The organism is Jatrophihabitans sp. (assembly GCF_046262535.1).
GTDB lineage: Bacteria > Actinomycetota > Actinomycetes > Mycobacteriales > Jatrophihabitantaceae > Jatrophihabitans.
Genome location: NZ_JBHEMO010000063.1, coordinates 1 through 21,695, shown reverse-complemented (window position 1 = coordinate 21,695; position 21,695 = coordinate 1). Strand labels below are relative to the sequence as shown.

General features: G+C 71.3%; 27 protein-coding genes, 1 pseudogene and 1 riboswitch. Of the genes and pseudogenes, 16 read left to right on the top strand and 12 right to left on the bottom strand.

The annotated features are described in order from the left end of the window. The 4 genes from hutU to hutI all read left to right on the top strand — a co-directional run. On the top strand, nucleotides 1-817 hold an 817-nt coding region (gene hutU / locus ABR571_RS09425), incomplete at its 5' end, for a urocanate hydratase (protein WP_409452936.1). 61 nt (nucleotides 818-878) lie between these two features. Next, a complete protein-coding gene (locus ABR571_RS09420; RefSeq protein WP_409452935.1) occupies nucleotides 879-2,066 on the top strand; it encodes an allantoate amidohydrolase in 1,188 nt (395 codons plus the stop codon). Then, on the top strand, nucleotides 2,063-3,385 hold the full coding sequence (locus ABR571_RS09415; protein WP_409452934.1) for a formimidoylglutamate deiminase: 1,323 nt from the start codon (nucleotides 2,063-2,065) through the stop codon (nucleotides 3,383-3,385). Before ABR571_RS09420 ends, ABR571_RS09415 begins: the two co-directional genes overlap by 4 nt. Next, nucleotides 3,370-4,527, top strand: coding sequence for an imidazolonepropionase (hutI, locus tag ABR571_RS09410; RefSeq protein ID WP_409452933.1), 1,158 nt, complete (start codon nucleotides 3,370-3,372; stop codon nucleotides 4,525-4,527). Before ABR571_RS09415 ends, hutI begins: the two co-directional genes overlap by 16 nt. A 23-nt stretch (nucleotides 4,528-4,550) precedes the next feature. Here hutI and ABR571_RS09405 read toward each other — a convergent pair whose 3' ends face one another. Then, complete coding sequence (locus ABR571_RS09405) at nucleotides 4,551-5,627, bottom strand: winged helix DNA-binding domain-containing protein (protein WP_409452932.1); 1,077 nt, start codon at nucleotides 5,625-5,627, stop codon at nucleotides 4,551-4,553. A gap of 45 nt (nucleotides 5,628-5,672) precedes the next feature. Here ABR571_RS09405 and ABR571_RS09400 point away from each other — a divergent pair, with 45 nt between their 5' ends. Continuing rightward, entirely contained in the window at nucleotides 5,673-6,365 is a 693-nt protein-coding gene (locus tag ABR571_RS09400; protein WP_409452931.1) for a DUF2993 domain-containing protein, read from the top strand. Here the strand turns inward: ABR571_RS09400 and ABR571_RS09395 are convergent. From ABR571_RS09395 to thiO, 6 genes are read right to left on the bottom strand one after another with little or no spacing between them, the layout of a single operon-like run. Further along, a complete protein-coding gene (locus ABR571_RS09395; protein WP_409452930.1) occupies nucleotides 6,349-7,221 on the bottom strand; it encodes a carbohydrate kinase family protein in 873 nt (290 codons plus the stop codon). The genes ABR571_RS09400 and ABR571_RS09395 overlap by 17 nt on opposite strands. After that, nucleotides 7,218-8,120, bottom strand: coding sequence for a pseudouridine-5'-phosphate glycosidase (locus tag ABR571_RS09390; RefSeq protein WP_409452929.1), 903 nt, complete (start codon nucleotides 8,118-8,120; stop codon nucleotides 7,218-7,220). The genes ABR571_RS09395 and ABR571_RS09390 overlap by 4 nt, the downstream gene beginning before the upstream one ends. Further along, nucleotides 8,114-9,460 carry a purine-cytosine permease family protein gene (locus ABR571_RS09385; RefSeq protein ID WP_409452928.1) on the bottom strand — a complete coding sequence of 449 codons (1,347 nt, stop codon included), beginning with the start codon at nucleotides 9,458-9,460 and terminating at the stop codon, nucleotides 8,114-8,116. The genes ABR571_RS09390 and ABR571_RS09385 overlap by 7 nt, the downstream gene beginning before the upstream one ends. Beyond that, the gene (locus ABR571_RS09380; RefSeq protein WP_409452927.1) at nucleotides 9,457-10,230 is read right to left on the bottom strand and encodes a thiazole synthase; all 774 of its coding nucleotides are present in this window, start codon (nucleotides 10,228-10,230) and stop codon (nucleotides 9,457-9,459) included. The genes ABR571_RS09385 and ABR571_RS09380 overlap by 4 nt, the downstream gene beginning before the upstream one ends. A 1-nt stretch (nucleotide 10,231) precedes the next feature. Further along, a complete protein-coding gene (gene thiS / locus ABR571_RS09375) occupies nucleotides 10,232-10,432 on the bottom strand; it encodes a sulfur carrier protein ThiS (RefSeq protein WP_409452926.1) in 201 nt (66 codons plus the stop codon). Further along, nucleotides 10,432-11,562 carry a glycine oxidase ThiO gene (gene thiO, locus ABR571_RS09370; RefSeq protein WP_409452925.1) on the bottom strand — a complete coding sequence of 377 codons (1,131 nt, stop codon included), beginning with the start codon at nucleotides 11,560-11,562 and terminating at the stop codon, nucleotides 10,432-10,434. Before thiO ends, thiS begins: the two co-directional genes overlap by 1 nt. A gap of 7 nt (nucleotides 11,563-11,569) precedes the next feature. Then, nucleotides 11,570-11,654: riboswitch (TPP riboswitch) on the bottom strand. A gap of 24 nt (nucleotides 11,655-11,678) precedes the next feature. Between thiO and thiE the strand changes: the two genes are divergently transcribed. The 4 genes from thiE to ABR571_RS09350 all read left to right on the top strand — a co-directional run bounded on the left by thiE (nucleotide 11,679) and on the right by ABR571_RS09350 (nucleotide 14,155). Beyond that, on the top strand, nucleotides 11,679-12,311 hold the full coding sequence (gene thiE, locus ABR571_RS09365) for a thiamine phosphate synthase (RefSeq protein ID WP_409452924.1): 633 nt from the start codon (nucleotides 11,679-11,681) through the stop codon (nucleotides 12,309-12,311). 10 nt (nucleotides 12,312-12,321) lie between these two features. Then, nucleotides 12,322-12,690 carry a VOC family protein gene (locus ABR571_RS09360; protein WP_409452923.1) on the top strand — a complete coding sequence of 123 codons (369 nt, stop codon included), beginning with the start codon at nucleotides 12,322-12,324 and terminating at the stop codon, nucleotides 12,688-12,690. 12 nt (nucleotides 12,691-12,702) lie between these two features. Beyond that, nucleotides 12,703-13,098: a VOC family protein gene (locus tag ABR571_RS09355; protein WP_409452922.1), complete on the top strand. Its 396-nt coding sequence runs from the start codon at nucleotides 12,703-12,705 to the stop codon at nucleotides 13,096-13,098. A 67-nt stretch (nucleotides 13,099-13,165) separates the two neighbouring features. Continuing rightward, nucleotides 13,166-14,155, top strand: a complete 990-nt coding sequence (locus ABR571_RS09350; protein WP_409452921.1) for a hypothetical protein — start codon at nucleotides 13,166-13,168, stop codon at nucleotides 14,153-14,155. Between the two features lie 17 nt (nucleotides 14,156-14,172). On the opposite strand, the gene ABR571_RS09345 is transcribed toward ABR571_RS09350, so the two are convergent. After that, entirely contained in the window at nucleotides 14,173-14,754 is a 582-nt protein-coding gene (locus ABR571_RS09345) for a DinB family protein (RefSeq protein WP_409452920.1), read from the bottom strand. Between the two features lie 103 nt (nucleotides 14,755-14,857). On the opposite strand from ABR571_RS09345, the gene ABR571_RS09340 reads away from it, so the two are divergent. Beyond that, nucleotides 14,858-15,715: a L,D-transpeptidase family protein gene (locus ABR571_RS09340; RefSeq protein WP_409452919.1), complete on the top strand. Its 858-nt coding sequence runs from the start codon at nucleotides 14,858-14,860 to the stop codon at nucleotides 15,713-15,715. A gap of 156 nt (nucleotides 15,716-15,871) precedes the next feature. Further along, nucleotides 15,872-17,446 (top strand): GAF domain-containing sensor histidine kinase, encoded by a 1,575-nt coding sequence (locus tag ABR571_RS09335; RefSeq protein ID WP_409452918.1) that lies wholly within the window; start codon nucleotides 15,872-15,874, stop codon nucleotides 17,444-17,446. On the opposite strand, the gene ABR571_RS09330 is transcribed toward ABR571_RS09335, so the two are convergent. Then, nucleotides 17,413-18,657 carry an MFS transporter gene (locus ABR571_RS09330; protein ID WP_409452917.1) on the bottom strand — a complete coding sequence of 415 codons (1,245 nt, stop codon included), beginning with the start codon at nucleotides 18,655-18,657 and terminating at the stop codon, nucleotides 17,413-17,415. The genes ABR571_RS09335 and ABR571_RS09330 overlap by 34 nt on opposite strands. After that, the gene (locus tag ABR571_RS09325; protein ID WP_409452916.1) at nucleotides 18,654-19,241 is read right to left on the bottom strand and encodes an ArsR/SmtB family transcription factor; all 588 of its coding nucleotides are present in this window, start codon (nucleotides 19,239-19,241) and stop codon (nucleotides 18,654-18,656) included. The genes ABR571_RS09330 and ABR571_RS09325 overlap by 4 nt, the downstream gene beginning before the upstream one ends. A 56-nt stretch (nucleotides 19,242-19,297) precedes the next feature. Here ABR571_RS09325 and ABR571_RS09320 point away from each other — a divergent pair, with 56 nt between their 5' ends. Both ABR571_RS09320 and ABR571_RS09315 read left to right on the top strand, forming a co-directional pair. Then, nucleotides 19,298-19,777 carry a helix-turn-helix transcriptional regulator gene (locus tag ABR571_RS09320; RefSeq protein WP_409452915.1) on the top strand — a complete coding sequence of 160 codons (480 nt, stop codon included), beginning with the start codon at nucleotides 19,298-19,300 and terminating at the stop codon, nucleotides 19,775-19,777. 4 nt (nucleotides 19,778-19,781) lie between these two features. Continuing rightward, nucleotides 19,782-20,192 (top strand): VOC family protein, encoded by a 411-nt coding sequence (locus ABR571_RS09315; RefSeq protein WP_409452914.1) that lies wholly within the window; start codon nucleotides 19,782-19,784, stop codon nucleotides 20,190-20,192. A gap of 11 nt (nucleotides 20,193-20,203) precedes the next feature. Here ABR571_RS09315 and ABR571_RS09310 read toward each other — a convergent pair whose 3' ends face one another. After that, nucleotides 20,204-20,452, bottom strand: a complete 249-nt coding sequence (locus tag ABR571_RS09310; protein WP_409452913.1) for a hypothetical protein — start codon at nucleotides 20,450-20,452, stop codon at nucleotides 20,204-20,206. A 103-nt stretch (nucleotides 20,453-20,555) separates the two neighbouring features. Between ABR571_RS09310 and ABR571_RS09305 the strand changes: the two genes are divergently transcribed. Genes ABR571_RS09305 through ABR571_RS09295 form a run of 3 tightly spaced genes read left to right on the top strand, consistent with a single transcriptional unit; the run spans nucleotide 20,556 to nucleotide 21,489 of the window. Continuing rightward, nucleotides 20,556-20,933, top strand: a complete 378-nt coding sequence (locus ABR571_RS09305) for a hypothetical protein (protein ID WP_409452912.1) — start codon at nucleotides 20,556-20,558, stop codon at nucleotides 20,931-20,933. Further along, nucleotides 20,930-21,193 (top strand): hypothetical protein, encoded by a 264-nt coding sequence (locus ABR571_RS09300; protein ID WP_409452911.1) that lies wholly within the window; start codon nucleotides 20,930-20,932, stop codon nucleotides 21,191-21,193. The genes ABR571_RS09305 and ABR571_RS09300 overlap by 4 nt, the downstream gene beginning before the upstream one ends. Continuing rightward, entirely contained in the window at nucleotides 21,178-21,489 is a 312-nt protein-coding gene (locus ABR571_RS09295) for a hypothetical protein (protein ID WP_409452910.1), read from the top strand. The genes ABR571_RS09300 and ABR571_RS09295 overlap by 16 nt, the downstream gene beginning before the upstream one ends. A 120-nt stretch (nucleotides 21,490-21,609) precedes the next feature. On the opposite strand, the pseudogene ABR571_RS09290 reads toward ABR571_RS09295, so the two are convergent. Beyond that, a pseudogene (locus ABR571_RS09290) lies at nucleotides 21,610-21,695 on the bottom strand (type I methionyl aminopeptidase); the annotation flags it as partial.

Sequence of the window (21,695 nt, the reverse complement as noted above, 5' to 3'; positions counted from 1 at the left end):
CTACGCGCAGCGCAAGCCGGAGGAGTTCACCGGCCGCGCCCAGGCCTCGATGGCCCGCCACGTCGAGGCCATGGTCAAGTTCATGGACAAGGGCGCGGAGGTCTTCGACTACGGCAACTCCATCCGCGGCGAGGCCAAGACGGCCGGCCTGAGCCGGGCCTTCGACTTCCCGGGATTCGTCCCCGCCTACATCCGGCCCCTGTTCTGCGAGGGCAAAGGACCGTTCCGGTGGGCGGCGCTCTCCGGGAACCCGAAAGACATCGCCCGCACCGACCAGGCCGTGCTCGATCTCTTCCCCGAGCACGAGTCGCTCGCCCGCTGGATCAAGCTGGCCCAGGACAAGGTTCACTTTCAGGGGCTGCCCGCGCGCATCTGCTGGCTCGGCTACGGCGAGCGCGACAAGGCCGGAGTCGCCTTCAACGACCTCGTCGCGAGCGGCGAGATCAGCGCCCCGGTCGTCATCGGTCGCGACCACCTCGACTGCGGCTCGGTCGCCTCTCCGTACCGCGAGACCGAGGCGATGGCCGACGGCTCGGACGCGATCGCCGACTGGCCGCTGCTCAACGCGATGGTGAACGTGGCCAGTGGAGCGTCGTGGGTGTCGATCCACCACGGCGGCGGCGTCGGCATGGGGCGCTCGATCCACGCCGGGCAGGTGTGCGTCGCCGACGGCACCGTTCTGGCCGGCCAGAAGATCGAGCGGGTGCTCACCAACGACCCCGGCATGGGGGTCATCCGGCACGTGGACGCCGGCTACGACCGCGCCGAGGAGGTCGCGGCCGAGCGCGGAGTGCGCGTACCGATGGCCGAGGCGTGAGCGACGCTTGCGGAGCGAACCGGCGGTATGGCGTCTCCGCACGCCCGAACGGAGTGAGCGCGTGAGCGAGACCGGCTTCGACTCGCTGTGGTCGGCCCTCGAGCCGATCGGCCGGCATCCCGGCACCGGCGGCTACCGCCGCTTCGCCTGGACGGCCGAGGACGCGACGTTGCGCGAGTGGTTCGCCGGTGAGGCCGCGGCTCGCGGGCTGAGCCTGACCCTCGACCGCGCCGGGAACCAGTGGGCGTGGCAGGGCGATCCGGACGACACCGCCGGGATCGCCGTCGGATCGCACTTGGACTCGGTGCCCGAGGGCGGCGCCTTCGACGGGCCGCTCGGTGTGGTCTCGGCCTTCGCCGCCCTCGATGCCCTGCGCGCCGACGGGTTTGCGCCGGCGCGCCCGATCGGCGTCGTCAACATCGGCGACGAAGAAGGCGCCCGGTTCGGCGTCGCCTGCGCCGGGTCGCGGATCATGACCGGCGCCCTCGACGCCGATCGGGCGCGGTCGCTGACCGACGCCGACGGCACCGCGCTCGGCACCGCGATGGGCGCCGCCGGTCACGATTCGGCCGCCCTCGGCCGCGACGACGAGACCCTGCGACGCATCGCCGGCTTCGTCGAACTGCATGTGGAGCAGGGTCGCAATCTCGTCGACCAACAGCACGCGATAGGGGTGGCGAGCGCAATCCGGCCGCACGGCCGGTGGCGCATCGACCTGGCCGGCGAGGCCAACCACGCCGGCACCACCGGGTTGACCGACCGGCGCGACGCGATGGTGGCGGCGGCGGCCGTCGTGCTGGCCGCCCGGGCCGCCGCGGAGCGACACGGCGCTGTCGCCACCTGCGGCAAGCTGCGCGTCGAACCGAACGGCGTGAACGCCATCGCGTCCCACGCCACCGTCTGGCTGGACGCCCGCGCCGCGACCGCCGAACAGGTCCGCGCGGTCGTCGCCGACGTGGCCGAGGTGGCGAGCGCCAACGGCGGCCGGCTGAGCGAGGAGTCCTGGAGCGACGCGACGACCTTCCCCGACCCCGGCCGGCTGGCCCGGCTGCTCGACGACGCGCCGATCCTCGACACCGGCGCCGGCCATGACGCCGGCATCCTGGCCGCGGGCGGCATCCCGGCCGCCATGCTCTTCGTGCGGAACCCGACCGGGATCTCGCACTCACCGGCCGAATACGCCGAGCGCGACGACTGCCTGGCCGGCGTCGCGGCCCTGGCCACGGTGATCCGGGAGCTGGCCGGGTGACGAGCTACTTCGCCGAGCTCGCGCTGCTGCCCGACGGCCTCGCCGACAACGTGCGGTTCGACGTCGCGGACGGCCGCTTCACTGCAGTCATCCCGAATTCCGAGGCGACCGGCGTGCGGCGACTGCCCGGCATCGTCCTGCCCGGGTTCGCGAACTGCCACAGTCACGCGTTCCACCGGGCGCTGCGCGGCCGCACCCACGACGAGGGGGGCACCTTCTGGACATGGCGCGAGCGGATGTATGCGCTGGCCGCCGGCCTCGACCCGGACCGCTACCTCGCCCTGGCCCGGGCCACCTACGCCGAGATGGCGCTGGCCGGCGCGACCGCCGTCGGGGAGTTCCACTACCTGCACCACGCGCCGGGTGGCCGGCCCTACGCCGACCCCAACGCGATGGGCGACGCCCTGCGCGCGGCCGCCGCGGAGGCCGGCATCCGGCTCACCCTGTTCGACACCTGCTACCTCGCCGGTGGACTCGACGCGAACGGCCACCTCCCGCCCGACGCCCGGCAGCTCCGCTTCTCCGACGCAACGGTGTCGGCCTGGGCCGAGCGGGCGACCGCACGCCGGGGCGACGCCAACACCTGCCTGGGCGTCGCGATCCACTCCGTCCGCGCCGTACCGCGCGACGCCCTCCCCACCGTCGGCGCGGCCGCTGCGGCGGACGGCGCGCCGCTGCACGTCCACGTGTCCGAGCAGGTGGCGGAGAACGAGGCCTGCCTGGAGCATTACGGCATGTCGCCGACCGCGCTGCTCGAGGACGCCGGCGTTCTGGGGCCGGCGACCACCGCCGTGCACGCCACACACGTCACGGCAGCGGACGTGCAGTCCCTCGCGGAGCGGGCGGCCACGGTCTGCCTGTGCCCGACGACCGAACGCGATCTCGCCGACGGCATCGGGCCGGCCCGCCAGTTCTTCGACGCGGCCGTCCCCATCTCGCTGGGGTCGGACCAACACGCGGTCATGGACCTGTTCGAGGAGGCCCGCGGCGTCGAGCTGCACGAACGGCTGCAGTCCCAGCAGCGCGGCCGGTTCCTCCCGGCCGAGCTGCTCGGCATGCTCACCGCCCACGACAGCATCGGGTGGCCCGATGCCGGTCAACTCGTGGCGGGCCGGCGGGCCGATCTCGTCGCCGTACGGCTGGACTCCGTCCGTACGGCCGGCTCCGGACCCGACCAGGTGATCTACGCCGCCGGCGCGCCGGATGTCGACACCGTCCTCGTCGACGGCCGGATCGTCGTGCAGGACGGGCAGCATGTGCTCGGCGACGTCGGCGCTCTGCTCGCCACTGCCATCGAGGATGCATGGCGATCGCGCTGACGGGCATCGGGGAACTCGTCACCAACGAACCCGAGCACGACGGCACCGCCCTCGGTATCGTCGAGCACGCGGCCGTCGTCGTCGACAACGGCCGCATCGCCTGGGTCGGCCGCGCCGTCGACGCTCCGGCGGCTGACACGGAGCGCGACCTCGGCGGCCGCGCCGTCCTGCCCGGCTTCGTCGACTCGCACACCCACCTCGTGTTCGCCGGTGACCGGGGCAGCGAATTCGCCGCCCGGATGGCCGGGGCGCCCTACGACGGCGGCGGAATCGCGTCGACGGTCGCCGCGACCCGCGGCGCGTCGGAGGACCAGCTGCGCGCCCTGCTGGGCCGACGGATCGCCGAGCTGCGCGCCCAGGGCACCACCAGCGTCGAGATCAAGAGCGGCTACGGCCTGCGGCGTGACGACGAGGCGCGCCTGCTGCGGCTCGCCGCCGAAGTGACCGGCGAGACCACCTACCTCGGCGCGCACGTCGTGCCGCCGGAAGTCGACCGTGGCGACTACCTGGCCCTCGTCACCGGCGAGATGCTCGACGCCTGCGCACCGCACGCGCGGTGGATCGACGTCTTCTGCGAGCCGGCCAGCCCGCACGCCTTCGACGGGGACGAGGCTCGCGCGGTGCTCGAGGCGGGCCGGGCGCACGGTCTGCTGCTGCGTGTGCACGGCAATCAGCTCTCCGCCGGGCCGGGCGTCCGGCTCGCCGTCGAGCTGGGCGCCGCGAGCGTCGACCACTGCACGTACCTGACCGACGCCGACGTCGCCGCGCTGTCCGCCGGGGACACGGTAGCCACTCTGTTGCCCGGAGCCGAGTTCTCCACCCGAGCGCCGTACCCCGATGCCCGCCGGCTGCTCGACGCGGGGGTGACGGTCGCCCTGGCCACCGACTGCAACCCGGGGACCAGTTACACGTCGTCGATGCCGTTCGTCATCGCCCTGGCGGTGCGCGAGATGCGAATGACGGCGGCCGAGGCAGTGTGGGCCGCAACCGCGGGAGGGGCGCGGGCGCTGCAGCGCACGGACGTCGGCCGTATCACCCCAGGCGCTCGCGCCGACCTGGCGGTGCTCGAGGCGCCGAGCCATACCCACCTGGCGTACCGGCCCGGTGTACCTCTGGCGTCGACCCTGGCCGTCGGCGAATGACGTTCAGCCGCCCGCACGGGCCGTCACGGTTCCGCCGCCTCGGCGACGTGGAGTTCGAGCTCGCGATCCAGGAAGCGCCCGACGTCGGTCGCCTCGGCCTCGACCCGGCGCCGCACCGGGGCGGAGAGCCGCTGGAACGGCGTGAGGACGATCCGCCCCTTCGCCCGGTCGAGCGCCCAGGTGCCGATGCCCTGGCCGTCGAGCACGGCGACCGGGCGGATCATGCCGCCCTGGTAGACAGCCGGGTGCCGATCGGGGTGCAGGATCGCCGTGCGGTCGCGGTAGCCGATGACGTAGTTGTCGAAGGCGGGCAGCAGGCGCAGCCCGCGCGCCGGGGCGACCTCGCCGAGTCGGAAGCCGGGCCGGCCGTCGACGTCGGAGTCGGTCAGCTCATCGCGGATGAGGGCGACGGCGCGAGCTGACGGCAGTCCGGACCAGGTACCGAAGTCGGCTGCCGTCGCCGGCGAGAACGCGGCGAAGTAGCGGCGGGCGAGTTCGGCGAGCGCTTCGTCGCCGCTCGGTCCGGTCGGCGCGCCGGGCAGCCACTCGTCTGTCAGTACGAAGGTCGAGTGCCGGCCGCGATCGGGGCCGCGACAGATCAGCCCGGTCGTGCCGGCATGCACGATGGCGTGTGTATGGGCTTGCGGGTCCGGGCTGTCGAGGGCGACGCCGTGGGCCGTGAGCCCGGCCCGGATCTCGTGCCGGTTCAGAGGACCGCCGGCCAGTAGCTCGGGCAGGAGCTGCACGGAGCGGTCGAGCACGTCGTCGGTCAAACCGATCTGCCGCCACCGGGTGCGGTACTTGCGGGCGATAGCCGGTCCGATGAGGCGGACCAACCACCGCAGGTCGCGCGCGTCGACCAGGTGGATCGTCCCGCGCATCAGCCAGGTGCGCACGATCGTGCGCTCGTCCTCGATGGCCCCCAGCACGTCGCCCTCGGTCAACGAGGCCGATCGCGCCCGGACACCGAGCCGGGACGCCGGGTTGTCCTGCGCCTGCAGCGCCGTCGTCAATCGCGCGGCCTCGGCGGCCGAACGGCAGGGGCGGTCGGCCAGCCCCTGCCGGGCCATCCGCTCGAGAAGCAGGGCTGCGACCGTCATGAGTGCGGAGTCTGCCCGCTGCCTACGACATGTTTTGATCGATGGATGGGTGGACGCGGGGCGCGCAGGTTCGTGGTGGCGGTGACCGTGTTCGTCGTCCTGCTCGTTGCCGCCGACCGCATCGGCCTCTACCTAGCGGAGCGCACCGCCGGCAACACGATCCAGTCCTCGCAGAAGCTCAGCGACCGTCCCGCCGTCCAGGTCAGTGGGTTTCCCTTCCTGACGCAGCTCGCGGCCGGCGACTTCGACCAGGTGACCGTCACAGCGCGCGACGTGCCCGTGGGGGAGAGGGTTCACCTGCTCGACATCTCCCGGATCAAGGTCGTGCTGCACAAGGTGACGGTGGCCCGCGACTTCTCCCGGGTGAGCGCACAGACAGCGAACGCCACCGCGAGCGTCAGCTTCGCCGAGTTGGGCCGGACGCTGGGGATGGATGTCGCTTACGCAGGCGGCGGCCGGATCAAGGCCACGAAGAAGGTGACCGTGCTCGGAGACACGGTGCAGGCGTCGGTCACGACGCGCCCGGCGCTGGTCGATGGTGCGCTGTCGTTCACCGCCACCGCGATCAACGGCGCCGGCGAGCTGGGGGATCAGGTCACGTCGGCGCTCAACTCGGTGTTCGACCTGGCCGTTCCGTTGCAGGGGATCCCGTTCAAGATCCGGGTGCGGTCATTGCAGGTGGACGGGTCTGGTATGCATATCGCGTTCACCGGCAGCCATCTCATCTACTCGGGTTGACCGGGCGCGCGCCGAGCTGACCGACGGCGACCGCGCCCAGTTCCACCGCGCTGCCGAGGCGGGCGGCGACGTCCCCGCTCCCGCAGAGGTACCCCGCCGCGAAGGCGTCGCCGGCGCCGGTCGAGTCGAGGACGTCGGTGGGCACGGCCGGCATGGACCGCACGGCGGAACCGTCCGACCACAGCGCTCCGCCGGCACCCAGCTTCACGATCGTCTGCCCCGTGCGCGCGGCCAGCGCGGCCGCCGATCCGGCCGGTTCGTCGATCCCGGTCAGGACGAGCGCCTCGTCGGCATTGGCGAACAGGAGCACGCCGGTCCCGAGCCAGCCGAGAAAGGTTTCGGCGCCCACGCCGCGCAGCGGAGCCGCCGACGCCGCGTCCACGGCGATCGACCAGCCGAGCTCGCGTGCGGTCGTGAGCGCGCCAAGCGCCGCCTCTCGCGACGGCTCGGACAGCAGCGCGTAGCCGGACAGGTAGAGCCAGTCGGCGGAGTCGGGCAGCGGGTAGCCCCCGGGTGCGGCATTGGCCCCGACCGACGGGACCATCGTCCGTTCCCCGCTCGGATCGACGAGGACGATGCAGGTGCCGGTGGGACGGTCCGGGTCCAGGTCGACCCGCGCCTCGACGCCGGCCGCCATGAGCTCGGCGACCGCGCGGCGGCCCAGCGCATCGTCCCCGACCCGGCCGACGAACGCTGCCGCGGCACCCGTGTGGGCCGCCCACGCCGCGACGTTGGCCGCGGCGCCGCCACCGAGGATCGTGACGGTGGCCGGTGTGTCGGAGCCGGGCGCCAGTGGACCGGGCAGCTGCGCCAGGACATCGACCATGAGGTCGCCGACGCAGACCAGCCGGATCATCCGGCCGAGTACGCCGTTGCCACCTCGGCCGCCAGGTACGCGTTGGACCGCACCAGCGCGACGTTGGCCGCCAGCGAGGCGCCATGCGTCTCGCGGTGGAAGAAGTCGAGCAGGAACGGCGTGACGTCCTTCCCGCGAACCCCGGAGGCGGAGGCCGCGGCGAGGCCTGCCTGCAAGGTGTGGTCGTGCAGGTCGCGGTCGAGCTCGGCACTCGGATCGATGGGGTTGGCCAGCACGAGTCCGTAGAAGGCGGTGCCCAGCGCCTCCTGCGCACGCAGCACGTTCGCCACGAATTGTGGCGTCGGCGCGACCCAGAACAGGGGGTGCCCGGAATCGCGCAGGTAGAACCCGGGGAAGCGGTCGGTGCGGTAACCGAGCACCCCGACGTTGAGAGACTCCAGCCGTTCCAGGGTCGCTCCGACGTCGAGGATGGACTTCACGCCGGCACAGACCACGAGTACCGGCGTGCGGGACAGCGTCGTCAGATCCGACGACTCGTCCCAGGTGTCTCGCGCGTCGCGGTGCACGCCACCGATGCCGCCGGTCGCGAAGATGCGGATGCCGCTGCGGGCGGCGATGTGCGCGGTGGAGGCCACTGTGGTCGCCCCGACGCCGCCGTAGCCGCCGATGGCGGCGAGGTCGCGGACGCTGACCTTCACGACGGCCGGGTCCAGGGCGATGCGCTCGAGGGCGGCGTCGTCCAGGCCGACGCGCGGCTGTCCGTCCACCACGGCGATGGTGGCCGGGACGGCGCCGCCGGCCCGCACCGCGCCCTCGATCTCGCGCGCGATCCGCAGGTTGTCCGGCCGCGGCAGGCCGTGGCTGATGATCGTGCTCTCGAGCGCGACGACGGGCCGGCGGGCGGCCAGCGCCTCGGCGACCTCGGGGTGGATCAGCACTGGTGTTCCTCTCGTCGGCGGGCTCGCCCCCCTCTGCGCAGGAGCCCTACCGGCACGGTAGCGACCGCCGACACGGCGAACGAGACGAGGGAGGCGCTCATCCATGTGGTGGGGGTGAAGTGCAGCCAGCTGTCGATGCGGGTCCAGCCGCGCGACCACCACCCGACGTAGCCGGCGTTGATCAGCTGGTAGGCGATGAAGCCCAACAACCAGGGCGCGAGCATCGTCGACCGTGCCGGCGATGTCTCGCTCAGGTCCCACTCCCGGCGGGACACGACGTAGTAGTCGACGGCGAGTACGCCCAGCAGCGGCACGAACACCGAGCCGATCAGCAGCAGGAAGTTCGCGTAGTCGTTGACGTTCAGGACGAGCGCGAAAACGGTCGCCAGGACGCCGATCACCGTCGCCAGCACGCGTCGGTCCCACCGCGGGCGGAGGTTCTGCACGGAGACCGCCGTCGAGTAGGTGTCCACGAACGACTGGTCCACCTCTCGGATGGCGAGGACGGCGAAGGCGAGCGTCCCGACCGGAATGGCCATGAACGAGCCGAAGATCTGATTGGCGTCACCCTTCGCGACGGTCACCAGCGTGATCAGCCCGATGGCGTAACACGCGATCTGGGTCACCGAGTAGCCGACGAACGTGCCGGCGACAGTGTCCCGGACGGACTTCGAGTGGCGCGTGTAGTCGGCGGCGACCGGCACCCACGAGACCCCGACGCCGATCACGGTGTCGACCGCGATCCAGAACCCGGACCACGACCCGTGGCCCCACGACGGCAATGGATTGCGCAGCAGCTGGACGGCGAGGTAGCCGAGCGCGATCACCACCGCGACCGTCACGTACCGGCGCAGCAACCGGATCCAGCTCAGTGGGTACAGCGCGAGCCCGGTCGTCACCACGCCGCCGGCGAGGACGTAGACCCACCGCGGCACGCCGTCGCTGATCTGGTGCAACGCCGTGCTGATCGTCACCAGCTCGAAGCTCGTCCAGCCGAGCAACTGCACGACGTTGAGGACCGTCGGCAGCCAGGACACCCGGGCGCCGAACAACCCCCGCAGCAGCACCATCGAGGGCGCTCCGGTCTCGGTCCCGATCGCCCCGGCGACCGAGATGGCCGCTGATCCCAGCAGCGTGCCGAGCACGAGGGCGGTGAACGCCGCCGCGAGGGACAGCGCGGTGGTGCCCAGCGGGTAGAGCACGTAGATGGCGCCGGTGAAGCCGAGCAGACTCACGCCGAGGTTGCCCCACATGCCGAGCTGGTCGATCAGCCGCAGCGCCCGTGGGGCCGGCTGGTCGAGGGTGAGCGGCGCCTCGGCGTGCTCGATCGTGGTGGTCACAGGACGGCCATCCCTTCGGTCGGCGAGGAGGCTTGGGCGTGGAACCGTTTCGGGATCCGGCCGGCGACGCGCGCGAGCCGGCCAGCCTCGACGGCGAGCGCCATCGCCCGGGCCATCGCGACGGGGTCCTGCGCGCGAGTGACGGCGGAGGCGAGCAGGACACCGCCGCAGCCGAGTTCCATGGCCAGTGCCGCGTCGGACGCCGTGCCGATGCCGGCGTCGAGGATCACCGGGACGGTGGCCTCGCTGACGATCAGCTCGATGTTGTGCGGGTTGCTGATCCCCAAGCCGGTGCCGATGGGCGACCCGAGCGGCATGACCGCGACGCATCCGGCCTGCTGGAGGCGGCGGGCCAGGACGGGGTCGTCGTTGGTGTACGGGAGGACCTGAAAGCCCTGGGCGACAAGAGTAAGCGCCGCCTCCAGCAGTTCGATCGGGTCGGGCAGCAGGGTGCGCTCGTCGGCCACGACCTCGAGCTTGACCCAGTCGGTCTCGAGCGCCTCCCGCGCGAGCTGGGCGGTCTGCACGGCCTCGCGCGCAGTGCGGCACCCGGCCGTGTTCGGCAGCACCCGGACGCCGCGGCGGTCGATGACCTCGAGGATTGAGCCGCTGGTGGCGGCGTCGACCCGGCGCATGGCGACGGTGCACATGGCGGTGCCGGACGCGACCAGCGTCTCGTCGATGACGTGCAGGCTGGGCGCCCCGCCGGTCCCCAAGATCAGCCGTGACGACAGCGTCACCCCGGCGATCGTGAGTGGCTCCTCGTTCATGTCATCCTCCTTGCACAGCGGTGATCAACTCGACGGCCTGACCGTCGCGCAGTGCCGTGTGCGGCCACGCGCTGCGCGGAACGACCTCACCGTCGACGACCGCCGCGCTCCCACGCGTCGACCCGGTGACCGACAGGATCAACGCGTCGACGGTCAGCCCTTCGGCGATCTCGCGCGGCTGCCCGTTGAGCTCGATCTGCATCAGGCCACCGCCGCGAAGCGGTCCATGGTGAACGCGGCCAGCTCGTCGGGCAGCGCACCGTCGGCGACGAGTGTGGCAACGCCGTCGGCTGTGATCGGCGCGAGCAGAATGCCGTTGCGGTGATGGCCGGTGGCGTGGATCAACCCGTCGACGGCTGTAGGCCCGATGACCGGGGCGTTGTCGGGCGACCCCGGTCGCAGCCCCGTGCTGATCTCCTCGAGCACCGCCTCGCCGAGCTCGGGAACCAGGGATTGGGCGTCGCGCAGCAACTCGTACACCGCGCCGGCCCGCGGCTGCTCGTCGAACCCCCTCTCCTCGACCGAGGCACCGGCGATGATGGCGCCGTCGGCACGGGGGACCAGGTAGATCGGCACGCCTTTGACCCAGCCGCGGACGATCCGCGTCAGACGGGGCCGCCCGGGAAGCCGCAGGCGCAGGGTCTGGCCCTTCACCGGTCGGACCGGCGGGCGGACCGACGCCGGCAACCCCGCGACCGCGTGCGACCAGCACCCGGCCGCGACCACAACGTGGGGACTCTCGATCCGAGTGCCGTCGGCCAGCCGCACGCCCCGCACCCGGTCGCCATCGATGAGTACGGAGCCGCTGGACTCGACGAAGACGACGCCGCCCCGCCCGGCCGCCGTGACGAGCGCGCGGTGAAGGAGCCGCGGGTCGACCTGCTGGTCGCCGGGTGCGTACATCGCGCCGGGGAGCCCGGCGGCCAGGGCGGGCTCCAACGCGCGGAGCTCCCGCCCACTCAGCAGCTCGGCGTCCACTCCCAGGCGGCGGGCGAACGCGTGCAGGTCGCGCAACGCCGCCAGGTCGGCGCCGTCCCATGCCGCCATCACGGCCCCCGAGGCCAGGAGGCCGACCGGCGCTCCGGACTCCTCGCCGACCTCGGCGGCGAAGGCGGGATAGCGGGCGAGCGAGTCGATCCCGAGCCGAAGCAACGGCGTCTCGGTGTAGTGCAGTTCGGTGATCGGAGCGAGCATGCCGGCCGCGGTCCGCCAGGCACCGTTCCTCGGCGCGGGGTCGATCACGGTGACGGACAGGCCGCGCTGCGCACAGCGCCAGGCGACGGCGGTGCCGATGGCACCGGCGCCCAGTACGACGACGTCGCTGGCCGACATGCGATTCGCTCCCTTGCGCCGGCATTACCCGGATCAGGTTCAACGGTCGGCCAGGTGGCCCTCTCAGCCCGCCCCGCGGCGGACTCCCGTGCTGCGCCCACCCTACGCTTCCGGGCATGCGCGATCTCGCCGACGCCCGGCTGTACCTGTGCGTCGACTCCCGGTCGCGCCAGGGTGATCTCGAACAGTTCCTCGACGCCGTGCTGGGCAACGGGGTCGACGTCGTCCAACTGCGCGAGAAGGGGCTCGAAGCGCGGGAGGAGATCCGGCTCCTCGAGGTCTTCGCCGCCGCCGCCCAACGCCACTCGGCGATCTGGGCGGTGAACGACCGCGCTGACGTCGCGCGCGCGGTCGGCGCACCGATGCTGCACCTCGGTCAGGACGACCTGCCGACCGACGTGGCCCGCGAGATCGTCGGGCCGGACGTCCTCATCGGGCGGTCGACCCGCACACCGGCGCAGGCTGATGCGGCGCGCGAAGAACCCGGTGTGGCCTACTACTGCTGCGGGCCGACCTGGACGACGCCGACCAAGCCGGGCCGCCCGGCCGCGGGCCTGGCGCTCATCGATCACGCGGCCGCCCACGCCGACGACCGTCCGTGGTTTGCCATCGGCGGGATCGAGACCGAGTCGCGATTGGGCGAGGTGCTGGCCCACGGGGCCAAGCGGGCCGTCGTGGTTCGCGCCATCACCGATGCCGAGGATCCCGGCGCGGCGGCGCGGGCGTTCGCCGACCGGCTGCGTGGGTAGGAACGTCGCCATGCCTGAGATCCGGTTCCGCAGTGTCGTTCTGGACGCCCCCGACGTGCCCGAGCTGGCCGCGTTCTACAAGCGGTTGCTCGGCTGGCCCGCCACCAGCGAGGAGTCCGACTGGGCGCGGTTCGAGCCGGCGCCCGGCCAGACCGGCCTGGCGATCCAGCTCGAGCCGCAGTTCGTGCGCCCCAGCTGGCCGTCGGACACGACTCATCAGCAGATGCAGTTGCACCTCGATCTGCAGGTCGACGACCTCGCGGCGGCCAGCGAGCACGCGACCCGGGCCGGCGCCACCCTCGCCGACTTCCAGCCGCAGGACGACGTCCGGGTGCTCCTGGATCCCGTGGGCCACCCCTTCTGCTTATTCGAGCAGTGAGATCGTGAGCGGGTGAGCCCGCTCGACTCCGTCACCGTGACGTCGTCCGACTTCGCCGCCGCGCTGGAGTTCTACGACGCGGCACTCGGCGCTCTCGGGCTGGTGAGGGTCAGTGAGCTCGTCGACGAGGAGGAGGACGGCGCGGAGGTCGAGGCGGTCGCCTGGGGAGATCCGGACGGCACCGGCGTGCTCTGGCTCGTCGCCGGTTCAACCGGGACAACTGGGCTCCACGTGCGCTTTACGGCTCACTCTCAAGTCCAGGTCGAGACCTTCCATCATGCTGCCGTCGCGGCGGGTGGAAGGACGTTCACTGCGCCCCGACGCTGGCCGCTCTACCGGCGTGGCGAGTTCAACGCGATCGTCGCCGATCCGGCCGGAAATCTCGTCGAGGCGGTGGGGGCCGAATGACGGTCGGTGGCCGCTCCGCCGCGCTTGACCCCTTTTTCACAGCAGTCACACCTGGCACACTGACCCCATGTCCGTAGGTCGCCTGGTCGGAGCCGCGGCCGCGTCGCTGGCCGTGGCCGGCTGCGCCGTCGTCGCCTTCGGGATGAGCTCGGCCGATCCGGCACGGGTGGCCGACCGAACTCCTTCCGCGTTGCCGACCGGCAGCGCCTCGCGACCGGTCACCCAGCCGATGACCTCGGCGGCCCTCGGGTCCACCGTCCCGTCCCCGTCGACCGGACCGGCACCGAGCAGGGCCCGCTCTTCGACAGTCGCCGCGATTTTCCCCGCTGCGACGTCGGCCCGGCCGGCGGCGCACAGCTCGTCCTCGCCGGCCGGCGTACCGGCGCCTCGTACGCCGCGCCGCGCGGCCCCGACGAGCAGTGCGTTGGCCCCGAGGGCGCAGCCGGTCGCGCCGCGCGGCCAAGCGCTACCCCTGCGCTACAGCGCCGGCACCGCCACCCGGGTGATCACGGTGACGGCGCGTTCGACGCAGAGCACGGTCGCCACCTTGCAGGCGTGGACGAAGGCCACGGGCGGCGGATGGTTGCGCTACGGCAGCGCGGTCACCGCGCATGTCGGGTCCGACGGTTTGAGCAGCTCGCCGAGCGAGTTCCGCAGCGCGACGCCGATCGGCAGCTTCACACTCGCCCAGGGCTTCGGCTACTACGCCAACCCGGGCACGTCGTTGCACTACTTCCGCACGAACTCGGCGGACTGGTGGATCAGCGAGCCGGGAGCGCTCTACAACACCCATCAGCACTGCTGGTCCGGTTGTCCGTTCACCCGCGGCGACCCCAACGAACATCTCTACTACGAGCGGCCGTTCTACAACTACGCGGTCGTGATCAACACGCCGTCCGGTGCGGCCGCGTACCCCCACGGGTCCGCGTTCTTCCTGCACGTCACCGACGGCAACCCGACCGCCGGATGCGTGGCAATCTCGCAGAGCAAGTTGGTCAGCCTGATGCGGTGGCTGACGCCGAGCGCGCATCCGCGCATCCTGATCGGCGTCGGCTGAGCCGCCGGCCGGAGGCCCTACTGCTCGGCAGCCCGCGCGGCGGCCTCGAGCCGCGCGCGGTACGTTTCGCGCTCCTCGGCATCGCCGGGCGCAGCGTTGGCCCGGTCCTTCGTCAGCCCCACCGACCCGTCGATGAGTTCGCGGATGATGTCCGCGTGCCCGGCATGGCGCGCCGTCTCGTCGACCATGTGGACGAGCACCCGGTGCAGGGTGACTTCGGCGTGTTCGGCCGGCCACCACGGGACGCGGCCGGCCGCGTCGAGGGGAAGAGCCTCGATCGTCACGGCTGAGTGCTCCGCCGCGCGCCGGTACAAACCGACGATGTACTCCCGGGACTCGCCCGGGGCGGCCCACATGTCCGCGTTCGGTTCCGCCCCGTCGTCCAGCCAGGGCAGGGACTCGGGGAACGGACGACCGAATGTTTCGCCGAAGTAGCCGAGCTCGACGCTGGCCACGTGCTTGACGAGACCGAGCAGGTTGGTGCCGGTCGGAGTCATCGGCCGGCGGACGTCGTATTCGCTGAGCCCGTCGAGTTTCCAGAGCAACGCGTCGCGGGCGCGGTTGAGATAGCGGACGAGGTCGGCCTTGGGATCGCTCATGAGGACAGCGTTCCACCACGCGGGAATCGATTCCGACGGCAGGGCGCTACGGAATTGCGCGGTGCCGGACCACGCCCGTTTCCGGGCGTGACACCCTGGGACCGTGCCCGAAACGCCCCGCCGGTCGGTCGTTGGCGCGCTGGCCGCGGTGGCCGTCGCGCTGACTGGTTGCGCCGGCAGTGGGACCGCCGGCCAACGCAGTACGGCGTCGGCGCCGAGCACGGCCGCCGGCTCGAGCGCACCCAGCTCCACCCCGACGCCGCGGCTCCCGAGCGCCGCGCGAACCACCCCTTCGCCGACTACGTCGGCACCCGTGACGAGAACGGCCGAGCCTCACATCGCGGCGCGGCCGGCAGCCACCGCGCTGCCCCTGCACTTCCCGACCGGCGCCGCGGACCAGGTCATCACCGTGACGGCTTCGTCGGCCACGAGCACAACGGCCACGGTGCAGGCCTGGAGCCGGGTAACCGGTGGATGGCGTCGCGTCGGCCCGGCCGTCGCCGCCTTCATCGGCGCCGACGGCATCGGCCACGCGAGCGAACAGACGACCCGCACGCCGTCGGGCAGCTACACGATCACGCAGGCCTTCGGCCACGACGCCAACCCGGGCACGTCGCTCCCGTACGTCCACACGACTCCGGACGACTGGTGGATCAGCGAGGCCGGCCGCCTCTACAACACCCGACAGCGCTGCGCAGCCGCCTGCCCGTTCACCACCGGCCCGCCGAACGAGCCGCTGTACTCCACGATGCCGTTCTACCGGTACGCCGTCGTGATCGACTACAACACGCGCAACGCTCCGGGCGGCGTGCGACCGGGCGCCGGAAGTGCGTTCTTCCTGCATGTCGAGGTCGGCAAACCGACCGAGGGCTGCGTCGCGATACCCCAAGACCAGCTCGTGCGAGTGCTGCGGTGGCTCTCGCCCGCACGGCATCCCCGGATCTTGCTGGGTGTCGGCTGACCTAGGTACCGCAGGCCGATCGGTGCCTTCAGCGCGCGCCGAAGCGGTTCGTGTGGTGTTATTTTCCGACAAGCGCGGCTATAGCGGCTGTGCCGGCACGGATCAAGAGCTCAGGGTCCCGACCCTTTCGGAATAAGCCCTGATCAGGGAGCGGGAATGACTTCTCGGGTGACGCCGGCCGGCGCCGCTGTCGACATTTTCGCCGAGTGGCGCAACCTGCTCCGGCCGTTGATGTCGAGCACGCCGGAGCCGCTCCCGGAGTCGTTGGGGCGCATCGCGTCCACCAGCGATGCGATCCTGCAGAGCCCGTACTCGTTGATCGCGGTGCTGAACGACAACGACGCGCTCGACTTCTTCAGCTCCGACGGTGCCGATGCCGCGGCCGGTTCAGCCCTGGGCGACTTTGCCGTCAACGAGCGCGTCCTGGCCGCCGTCCTCGGCCGGGGCGACGTGGTTCGGGCGCCGGGCCGGGACGGCCGGGACGCCGATCTGCTCGCCGGCCAATCGGTGCTCGGGTCGGTCCTGGCCGTGCCCATCGTCTACGAAGGGCGGATCGTCGGCGGCCTCTTCGTCGGACGGCCACCCGAAGGACGATCCTTCGGCTCCGGCGAGGAGTCGATCGCCGAGTTGGTCGCCGGCGCGGCGGCGGCGATCTTGCGGCGGACCCGGCTGACCCAGGACTTCGGCTGGCAGAAGAAATGGCTGGCCGAGTCCACCCATCTGACCCGGGCGGTGCTGGCCGGGGAGCACCAGCAACCGTTGCGGCTGCTCGTCCAGCGAATCCGCGAGATGACGGCGGCCGAAGTCGTCGCCGTCGTGCGCCGGTGCCCGGATGACTCCCACGAAGTGGTCGAGGCATTGGGTCCGGTGGAGTCCTACCTGGACGGCCGGCGAGTGGACGTGCGGACGGCCCGGTTGATGTCGCTCGCGGGGCAGGCGCTCGAGCAGCACCTGCTGGCGCTCTTCCCCCGCCCCACGGGCCGGCCGTTCACCCGCGCCGAGATCGAGGCCGCGACGATGCTGGCTGAGCAGCTGAGTGTCGCCCTGGACCTGGCGAAGGGGCGCGCCGACCGGGAACGGCTCAAGCTGCTCGACGACCGCGACCGCATCGCCCGCGACTTGCACGACCACGTCATCCAGCGGCTGTTCGCGATCGGGCTGACGGTGCAGAGCGTCGCCAGTCAACTCGACGGTGAGGTCGCCGATCACTTGTTGTCCGGTGTCGACGACCTGGACGAGACGATCGAACAGATCCGATCCACCATCTACCGCCTGCGCGGCCCGGTGCTGCCCGCGCCGCGATCGGTCGCGGCGAAGGTATCGGACCTCGTCGTCGAGATGGAACCGGTCCTCGGCTTCGCAGCCGACCTCGAGGTCCGCGGCCCGGTCGAGTTCGGCATCGACGACGAGGTCAGCGACGACTGCATCGCGGTGTTGCGCGAGGCGCTCACCAACGTCGCCCGCCATGCACACGCGAGCAAGGTGCAGGTGACGCTCGCGGTCGAGTCATCCACACTCACGCTCGAGGTCACCGACAACGGCCGCGGGATCGGCACCGGGCGGCGGCGCAGCGGGCTGGCCAATCTCCGCGCCCGGGCCGAGGGTCGGCAGGGCTCGATGACCCTCGAGCCCGGCGACGGCGGTGGCACCCGATTGAGCTGGACGATCCCGCTCGGGGGGCCGGGCTCTGAGGCACCTCACCTGACGGCGGCGAGCTCCGAAGGCCGGTGATCGGCGAGCTCGTCCGGGTGCTTGCGCAGCAGGCGTCCGAGCAGGACGGCAAGCACCAGCATGATCGCGCCGGCGATGAGGAAGGCCCAGCGGATGCCGAGCCCGCCGGCCAGCAGCCCGCCGGTCAACGACCCGAGCGGGATGCCGCCCCAGACCAACGTCCGGTACGCGCCTTGGACCCGGCCGAACAGCGCGGATGGGATGAGCGCCTGCCGCAACGACATGGTGAGAACGTTCCACACCATGACCCCGCCCGCCGCCACGGCGAACAGCGCGGCAGCGATGTAACCGTTGCGGGTGACGGCCATCAGGCCGATGGCCGTCGCTGCGACGAGCGAGCCGGCGGTCAACATCACCGCCCGGCCGACCCGGCGGGCGAGCGGGGGAGTGGCGATGCTGCCGGCCAGGGCACCCGCGCCACCCACCAGCAGGAAGAGCCCGAAGTCGCCGGCCGGCAGCCGCAGCACCTCGAGCACGTAGAGGACGAGGACGCCCGAGGCGATCGTGTTGGCGAACGCGGTACCGGCCGAGATCAGGGTGAGGCCGCGCAGGAGAGCATGCCGGCGCAGCCAGCGCACCCCCTCGCCGATGTCGGTCCGGATCGTGGTGACCTCGGCCGCGCGCGCGGGCCGATAGTGGCCGCGCACGGTCAGGATCAGGACCACGGCGAGCAGGAACCCGGCGGCGTTGAGCAGGAACGGCAGGCTGACCGCCACGGCGAACAGAACCGAGCCCAGGGGAGCGCCGACGAACGTCTGACCGAGCTCTTCCTCGACGGTGATCAGACTGTTGGCGCGATCGAGCTGGTGCGCACCCACCACTTGCGGCAGCAGCGCGCGGACCGCGCTGTCGTACACCGTCTCCGCGGCGCCGAGCAGGAACGCCACGGCGTAGAGCACCGCCACCGACCCCTCGTCGGCGAGGACGACGATGGTCAGCGCCCCGACGGCGAGCGCGCGGACGGCGTTGGCCGCCGCCATGGCCTTGCGCCGGTCAACCCGGTCGATGAGGGCGCCACTGGGCAGCGCGAACAGCAGCCAGGGCAGGAACGTGAACGACGTCAGCCCGGAGATCGTCACGGGATCACGCGTGAAGGCTGCCGCCGCCAAGGGCAGGGCGGTGCGCCCGATGCCGTCGGCGAGGTCGGAACTGGCGGTGGCGAGGTACATCCGCCAGAACGTGCCGCCGAGCGCGTCGTTCTCGCCGGTCACGGCCGGGCGTCGGTGTCGGTGGGGAAGACCGCGAACTGGACGTCGACGATGCGCGTGTCCGGCCCCGGCTCGACATCTCGGTAGCGAGCGACCACCGCGGCCAACTCGTCGGCGAGCGCCCGCGTCTGGATCGGGTCGAGTTCGAGGTTGCCGCTCATGTCACTCGAAGCGCGCTGCCATTCCTCGGGCCACTCCCGGGCGGTGGCAAACCAGTTACCCAGTCGACGCCCGCGATCGTCGAGATCCTCGCGCAACAGGAAGGTGAACGCCTCCCGGGTGTCGGCGTCGTCCATGAACCCGAAGCCGGTGGTGTGCAGTTCGTCGACGGCCATCCGCCACCAGCGCTGGCGCCGGCCCGAGCGCTTCTCGGGCGGCGCCGAGTCGTCGAATTCCTCGACGAAGCCGTGCCGCGCGAGCTGGCGCAAGTGGTAGCTGGTCGCGCCCGTGGTCTCGCCCAGTTCGGTGGCCAGCGAGGTGACGCTGGCCTTCTTGCGCAGGCGCAGGATGCGCAGGATCTGAACGCGCATCGGGTGGGCGAGCGCCTTGACCGTCGAGGCGTCCATCTCGAGTGTGCGTCGGGCCATGAGGGCAGAATAGTTCGCAAACAATCATTTGCAAACTGTTCTGGTGAATCTGGGCGATGTCGTTCGGTTGTGGCACGATCGCTCGAGTGACCAGCAGAGCGGCCGAGGTGCAGCGACTGCGCGACCTGGCGCAGCTGCGTCGGGTTCGCGATCGGATGGACCGGGAGTACGCGCAACCGCTGGACGTGGAGGCCCTGGCTCGTGGCGCGAACATGTCGGCGGGCCATCTCAGTCGTCAGTTCCGCCTGGCCTACGGGGAGTCGCCCTACGGCTATCTGATGACCAGGCGGATCGAGCGCGCGATGGCCTTGCTCCGGCGGGGGGACCTGAGCGTCACCGAGGTGTGTTTCGCCGTCGGCTGCTCGTCGCTCGGCACGTTCAGCACGCGTTTCACCGAACTCGTCGGAGTGCCGCCCAGCACCTACAAACGCCAGGTCGGGGGGGTGACGGCGGGCATGCCGCCATGCGTGGCCAAGCAGGTGACGAAACCCGTCAGGAATCGAGAAGCAGCGGCGCCCGAGCCGCAGTTAGCGTGACCGCATGAACCTCACGATTCACACCGCCGCCCTTCCACACGACGACCCGGAGGCTTCACTAGCGTTCTGGCGCGACACCATCGGCTTCGAGGTTCGCGCCGACGTCGGGCAAGGCAGCATGCGCTGGATCACGGTTGGACCGTCGGACCAGCCCAACACGTCGATCCTGCTCGCCCCGCCGGCGATCGATCCCGGTATCACCGAGGACGAGCGGCGCACCATCACCGAGATGATGGCCAAGGGGACCTACGGCTGGATCCTGCTCGCCACCAAGGACCTCGACGGGGTCTTCGAGCGTGTGCAGGCGAGCGACGCCGAAGTCGTGCAGGAGCCGACCGAACAGCCGTACGGAATGCGCGACTGCGCGTTCCGCGATCCGGCGGGCAATCTGGTCCGGATCCGTGAGCTGACCTGACATAACGTGCGTCAGCCGACCTGGCGGCTCTTCCGCCTGCGGCCGGCCGACACGCCCAAGCCGACCAGCAGGCCGACGACGAGGCCGATCAGGGCGGCCGGGATGCCGAGTTCCAGGGTTGCGGCCCAGGCTGTCGCTGCGTGGACATGCAGTCCGATGATCAGACCGGCGATACCTCCGAGCACGCCGGCGGCGACGGCACCGATGGCCGCGTAGCGCTGAGGCGGGGGCATGGGCTGCCGGTGCAGATCGCCGGTCACGCCCGGATCATCGCACTTCGTCTGCCAGGCAAAGAAATATGCCGCATATCGGGACGGCGACGTCGTCCAAACCCACTGGTGGGGTCCTGGCGGTGATCAGTCGGTGCGCACCGACCTCAAGCGCGACGAGATCGCCGCGACCGGCAACGGCGGCTACCTCTTGGAGCAATGGGCGGCTGCCGGTGACGATGGGGTGAGCCCGGTGACCCGGGTCGAGGCGCAGACCCGACGTCGGGTGCTTCGCCAACTCGCTGTCATAACGGCAGAAGACGCCATCGATGGCCGGCCAGGTGTACCTGCACTCGACAGACAAGTGGCTGCGCTGGATCGATCCGACGAGGGCGACCAGGGCGACCCGCGCCCAAAGTTGATCAACGCTGGGGGATTGTCCAACAGGCCCAGGTCGCGGCGGGAGCCAAAGCGGCCGAGCGTCACTCGACTGAGCATCACGCGCCGCAACTCGATCGCCTGGTCCCGATGATCAACGGCCTGATGGTCGCCGCTCGTGCGGCTTTGCACGTCGATGACGCAGACGCTGTGCTGCGCCAGGTCGCGCTGCTGATCGGCGCATATTGGGACGACAACGGCCGCGACTTCGGCGCCGAGGTCCGCCCCGCAACCTCGAGTTCGGACAACCGTGACCGGCCGAGCACCTCGCGTCTTATGTCGCCCCATCGACCTGATTCGGGCAGGATTTCGCCAACCTCGACGGACGGAGACCTCACATGTGGGCGCAATTGATCACGACGCGGCTCAAAGACGGCCGCGAAGCCGACGTTCCTAAGCTGCTCGAGCAGTTGCGAGCCGTCGAGCAACCGGATTCGGGCTGGTTGCGCTCGACCGCGTTCGTCGACCAGTCCGATCCACTCCGGGTGATGCTGCTGGTCCTGTTCGAGAGTGAGGAACAGGCCCGTGCCCGCGAGAACGATCCGCGCCGCGACGAAGGGCTGGAGAAGGCGCGAGCGACGATGGCCGAGATGTTCGACGCGCCACCGGAATTCCTCGATCTGACCGTTCTCGGCGAGGTCACTCCGTAATTCCTGCCGCTGTCGTGAGTGAGTGTCGGTCTGTCACGGCCAGCCGCTACACCCGGTCAATTAAGTTCGCCGATAATGTACATTATGTCAACTGACGGAGATCGTCAGCCTTCCCCGTCGTCACAGCCCGGTCAGGACGCGAGGGCCACGGTCGGTGATCGCGACGGTGTGCTCGAAGTGGGCGCCCCGGGATCCGTCGGCGCTGC

Coding starts and splice junctions, on each gene's coding strand:
- ABR571_RS09380 (WP_409452927.1), bottom strand. CDS start 10,230: ATGAACGAGGAGCCACTCACGATCGCCGGGGTGACGCTGTCGTCACGG.
- ABR571_RS09315 (WP_409452914.1), top strand. CDS start 19,782: ATGAACCTCACGATTCACACCGCCGCCCTTCCACACGACGACCCGGAG.
- ABR571_RS09320 (WP_409452915.1), top strand. CDS start 19,298: ATGTCGTTCGGTTGTGGCACGATCGCTCGAGTGACCAGCAGAGCGGCC.
- ABR571_RS09395 (WP_409452930.1), bottom strand. CDS start 7,221: ATGATCCGGCTGGTCTGCGTCGGCGACCTCATGGTCGATGTCCTGGCG.
- ABR571_RS09360 (WP_409452923.1), top strand. CDS start 12,322: ATGCCTGAGATCCGGTTCCGCAGTGTCGTTCTGGACGCCCCCGACGTG.
- thiE (WP_409452924.1), top strand. CDS start 11,679: ATGCGCGATCTCGCCGACGCCCGGCTGTACCTGTGCGTCGACTCCCGG.
- ABR571_RS09325 (WP_409452916.1), bottom strand. CDS start 19,241: ATGGCCCGACGCACACTCGAGATGGACGCCTCGACGGTCAAGGCGCTC.
- ABR571_RS09295 (WP_409452910.1), top strand. CDS start 21,178: ATGTGGGCGCAATTGATCACGACGCGGCTCAAAGACGGCCGCGAAGCC.
- ABR571_RS09335 (WP_409452918.1), top strand. CDS start 15,872: ATGACTTCTCGGGTGACGCCGGCCGGCGCCGCTGTCGACATTTTCGCC.
- thiO (WP_409452925.1), bottom strand. CDS start 11,562: ATGTCGGCCAGCGACGTCGTCGTACTGGGCGCCGGTGCCATCGGCACC.
- ABR571_RS09350 (WP_409452921.1), top strand. CDS start 13,166: ATGTCCGTAGGTCGCCTGGTCGGAGCCGCGGCCGCGTCGCTGGCCGTG.
- hutI (WP_409452933.1), top strand. CDS start 3,370: ATGGCGATCGCGCTGACGGGCATCGGGGAACTCGTCACCAACGAACCC.
- ABR571_RS09400 (WP_409452931.1), top strand. CDS start 5,673: ATGGGTGGACGCGGGGCGCGCAGGTTCGTGGTGGCGGTGACCGTGTTC.
- ABR571_RS09300 (WP_409452911.1), top strand. CDS start 20,930: ATGATCAACGGCCTGATGGTCGCCGCTCGTGCGGCTTTGCACGTCGAT.
- ABR571_RS09405 (WP_409452932.1), bottom strand. CDS start 5,627: ATGACGGTCGCAGCCCTGCTTCTCGAGCGGATGGCCCGGCAGGGGCTG.
- ABR571_RS09345 (WP_409452920.1), bottom strand. CDS start 14,754: ATGAGCGATCCCAAGGCCGACCTCGTCCGCTATCTCAACCGCGCCCGC.
- thiS (WP_409452926.1), bottom strand. CDS start 10,432: ATGCAGATCGAGCTCAACGGGCAGCCGCGCGAGATCGCCGAAGGGCTG.